Raw genomic sequence first — 4361 nt, forward strand, 5'->3', positions numbered from 1 at the left:
CGGAAATCGAAGTTCCGCAGCGCCGGTTCCGTACACGGAATTGTGCGCCCGCGCCGGTCGGCGGCGGTGGGTCGGCCGGGGGTCCGCGTCGTGCCCGTGCGCCGGGCTGTCGTCCGCGCGGGCCGCCCGGGGCGGGGGCCCGCGGGGTGGCGGGCAGGATGGCACCCTGAGCGGGCCGGGGCGCCGGTCCGCGCCGGTCGGACCTGGCGGGATCCCCGGGCGGACAGAAGGTGAGGCGGCGTGGTCGAGGGGTGGCACGGCTGGTTCGGCACGATCAACGGGGTCGTGCTCGTCACGGTGGCCGCGCTGCCGTTGGCCGCGCTGGTGGTGTGGCTCCTCGCGCGCCGGCGCGGCGGCGGGCCGGCCTGGCGGCTGTCGCTGGCCGAGGTCGGCATCGTCTACGGGACCGCGCCGTGGGTCTGGATGATCATGCTCCCGGGGGACGGCGCCGGTGTGGTTCCGGGCCGGGTGAGCCTGGTGCCGCTGCGGGACCTGCTGACCGTCCTCGCGAGCGGGCCGCTGACGGTGGCGGTCCAGATCGTCGGCAACCTGCTGGTGTTCGCGGCGCTCGGGTTCTTCGGCCCGATGCGGTTCGCGGCGCTGGCGTCGGTGCCGCGGATCCTGGCGCTCGCGGCGGGCTGCTCGGTCCTGGTCGAGGTCGCGCAGTACGTCCTGCGGCTGGATCGGGTGTCCTCGGTGGACGACGTCCTGCTCAACACCGCCGGCGCCGGACTGGCCGCGCTGGCCTCGCGCCGCTGGTGGCCGGCCCCGGCGTCTCCGGACCGGCCCCTGCCGGTGCCGGCGGCGAAACGCTGAACGGCCCGGATACGGCACGATGGGCCGGACCTCACGGCCCGGCCCATCGCGTCAGCGCGTCAGGTCGACGCGTTCACCGTCCGGTCAGCACAGCTTCTTCGCCAGAGCGGTGGTGGCGCCACCGCTCTCGTACGAGACGAGCAGCGAGGTGCCGGCCGGGAGCGACCCGCTCAGCGGCAGGACGAGCGTGCCGTCCTTCCGCAGGCTGGCCTGGGTCTGCGCCACGACCCGGCTGCCGTCCCAGACGAAGACCCGGGCGGTGCCGGCCTTCTTCACCTGGAGCTGCACCGAGACCTTGTTGGCGGTGCGGGTGACCTTCTTGAGCTTCACCGTGTTGTCCGCCAGCTTGGCGTAACCACCCGGTGCGACCCCGTCCGAGACGGACTGCAGCAGGGTCTGCGGCGAGTCCACGCTCAGCGCCGCGGTGTCGGGCATGATCGGAGCCTTCGGCGCCGACGGCTGCGCCGGCAGGCCCGGCAGGAGCGCGTTGCCCCAGCGCCACGGGTCGGCCCGCACGCCGCTCCAGGTCGACCAGCCGACCCGGGTCTGCGAGCTGAGGTCCTGCGTGTCCGAGTCGTTGACCAGGATGTTCAGGCCCATCCGGCTCGGGTCGATGGTGTCCGGCAGCACGCTGAACGGAATCTTGACCTCGATCCGGTAACCCGTGTACGGGTTGCTGGTCACCACGGAGGCGATCTCCACACCCGGCGCGGTCTCCGGGCCGCCCTGGTGGTTGTCCCGCTCCCGGGCGAAGCACGGCGGGTTCCCGTTGGCCGGGTCGTTCGTGGCCGGGAAGAGCGCCATGTTGAACACCGTGGAGGTGTTCGCCGAGTTGCCGCGCGGGTCGATGCCGAACTCGATGTTGTCGTTACGCCGCGGACGCTTGCAGTCCTCCGGCGGCAGGACGGTGCCGAGCACGTCATCGGTGATGTTGAAGATGGCGTACAGGGCGTCGTCGGTGTGGGTCAGCTGGGCGGTGCCGGAGATGTCCGACGCCGGGGCGGCGGTGCCCTCCCAGCGGGTGGAGATGTCGATGACCTCGCCGGTGTACTCGTGGTCGTGCCCGTGACCGTCCACCGTCGGCGCGGTGGTGGCCTTCGGGATCGTGGTGGTCGGGACCAGGTTGAACGCGCCCGGCTCGGTGGCGCTGCCACCGACGTAGCTGGTCTCGATCTGCACCCGGTAGGCGCCGTTGTCCGGCGCCCGGTTGGCCGTCGGCAGCGACGTGTCGGTGTTGCTGACGGTGAACGTCACCGAGGTGGTGGCGCCCGGCCGCAGGCCGCTGTACGGCACCTGCTGCTCGGCCACCGAGAAGCCGGCGGGAACGTTCAGCTTGACCGAGCCGGACTCGACCCGGGTGCCGTGGTTGGTCAGGTTGACCTTGACGCTGCGGGTGCCGCCGCTGGGGATGTTCAGCAGGGACTCGATGAGCGCGTCGAGCTGCTGGGTCTTGTTCCGCACGGTCCAGGCGCGGAAGTCGGCGATCTCCTCCAGCGGCTCCAGGGTGCCGCGCACCGGAGCGGTGCCCTGCACCTGGGCGCTGCTGACGCCGCTGCCGTCCTTCTTGCTGGTCAGCGTGGCGTTGAGCCGGAAGCGGGTGCCCACCTCGACCTGCGCGGGCGGGGTGACGGTGAAGGTCTTCACGACCTCCTTGCCCGGGGTCAGCGTGCCGACGTTGCCGTTGCCGCTGACGCTCCAGCCGGCCGGGACGTCCAGGGCGACCTTGGCGCCCGTGACGGCCTTCTCGGCGTACAGGACGGTGTCCACCTTGATGGGCTGGCCGCCGACGGCCTCCCAGGTGCGCGGACGCACGTGGATCTCGGTGCCGAGCGGCAGGCCGCCCGGGGCACGCAGGGTGGCGCCCTGCAGCGCGCCGGTGCCGGCGCCCACGTTCGGGTCCGGGTACGGCGTGCGGGTGTCGATCAGCGTCAGCCGGTTGCAGCCGATGGCGTCCGGGTTGGTCGTCGGGAAGGAGCTGTTGCCCCAGCCCTGCGACACGTACTCCCGGCGGGCCCAGGTCTGGACCGTGTTCCACCGGTTGCCGTCGTGCCGCGCCGACTCGTAGCCCTGCCAGGTGCCGAAGATGACGTTGCTGGCCTCGGCCGGCGTGAACGTGGTCTCGCAGGCGGGGCCGTTGGTGCCGGTGGTGCCGCTGCCACCGGTCTGGAAGATGCGGGAGACCCGCCAGGGCTTGAGCCCTTCCTTCTTGATCTGCTCCGGGAACGCCTTCGGGTCGGCCGCCGCGTAGAAGGCCTCCACGGCCAGCATGGCCGCCTTCTGGTGGTTGCCGTGGTTGCCCTGCGTCGCCGAGGGGTTCATCGTGAGGATGACCTCGGGCTTGGTGGTCCGCAGGACCCGCACGATCCGGGACAGCGTCTCCTGGTGGCCCCAGACCTCCTCGGTCAGCGGGGCGCTCGCGGTGTACCAGAAGTCGAGCGCGTCCAGGTTGTAGATGTGCTCGACGCCGGCCCAGCCGACGGCCTTGCGCTCCTCGGCCTCCCGCAGGATGCCGAGCTCCGGGCCCTCCTCGAGACCGGTGGCGTTGCCACCGCCCTCGCCGCGGGTGGTGGTGATGACGCCGGCCTTCATGCCGTGATACTCGTTCCAGTATCCGAGCATGCCGAGCTGGCCTGCCTCGTCGTCCGGGTGCGCGCCGATGAACATGATGTCCAGGTCGACGGGCTTGTCGGACTTCTTGGCCTGTGGCTTCGGTGCTGCGTTCTGGGGGTTGGCCTGGGCCGGAGTGGCCAGGCCCAACGACAGAAGACCGCACATGGCGATCGCTGCCGTGGTGCGCCATCTCATGGGCATACCTCTTCGTCTCGAAGCGAGAGTGCTGCGGCTGGGGGACGGGTCACGGGCCCGGCGCGCGCCGGGTCGTGACGCGGACAGCTGTCCATTGAGGACTGTTGGGTCCTCGCTGGTCGTGGTGCTCGACAACGGGGTGATGGTGTACGCGCACCGTCACGGCGTGAGCGGTGCACACGGTGGCGACGGATCGGTCCACCGGAAGGCCTTCGGGCCGTAACCTAGGGATCTTGCGGAGGCGTCGTCAATAGGCCCGGACGACTTTCTTCCTTATTCGAAGAAACAATCCCCGCAGCTCAGTGGCCCGGCTACTCGGCCTGCACCAGCCGGAGGGGGCGCTTTGCCCAACTTTGGGCACCCAATGTGGACGCGAGGGCCCGGTTTTGCGTGCCATGTCGGGGTGGCCTGGCGCGTCCGGCTTGCCACTTCCCAAATTTCCGCTGGCCAGAGCTCCGAGATCATCTCGTTACTTGACGTCTCATTTTTTTCACACTAGGAAGAAAGCGTGTCTGACAAAGCCCCGACCAGCCCGGTCAGCCGTGAGCGGTCCCGTGAGATCAAGCGTCTCTCGGTGATCTTGGCCGCCCGGCAGGCCCGGCGGCTGTCCCGAGTGGACCTGGCCGAGATGACCGGCCTCTCGGCGGCCACGGTCACCGCGCTCGTGCGGGAACTCGTCGCCGAGGGCTACCTCATCGAACGCGGGCCCGGCGCGCCCACCACCGGCCGGCCCCGGGAGA

3 protein-coding genes are annotated in these 4361 nt (G+C 70.9%); 2 read left to right on the plus strand and 1 reads right to left on the minus strand.

Features of this window, described 5'->3' with window-relative positions; all coding sequences use genetic code 11:
* Positions 1–240: 240 nt before the first annotated feature.
* Positions 241–816, plus strand: coding sequence for a VanZ family protein (locus KBX39_RS24530; RefSeq protein WP_210872710.1), 576 nt, complete (start codon positions 241–243; stop codon positions 814–816).
* An 84-nt stretch (positions 817–900) separates the two neighbouring features.
* Here KBX39_RS24530 and KBX39_RS24535 read toward each other — a convergent pair whose 3' ends face one another.
* Entirely contained in the window at positions 901–3621 is a 2721-nt protein-coding gene (locus KBX39_RS24535; RefSeq protein ID WP_210872712.1) for a sugar-binding protein, read from the minus strand.
* Positions 3622–4129: 508 nt separating this feature from the next.
* Between KBX39_RS24535 and KBX39_RS24540 the strand changes: the two genes are divergently transcribed.
* Positions 4130–4361: winged helix-turn-helix transcriptional regulator (locus KBX39_RS24540; protein WP_210872714.1), on the plus strand; the 232-nt coding region annotated here is incomplete at its 3' end.

Origin of the sequence: Micromonospora sp. D75 (genome assembly GCF_018070405.1) — a bacterium.
GTDB lineage: Bacteria > Actinomycetota > Actinomycetes > Mycobacteriales > Micromonosporaceae > Micromonospora > Micromonospora chalcea.

What these genes read in the sequence shown, in the direction of transcription:
- KBX39_RS24535 (WP_210872712.1), bottom strand. Translation starts at nt 3,621, where the DNA reads ATGAGATGGCGCACCACGGCAGCGATCGCCATGTGCGGTCTTCTGTCG.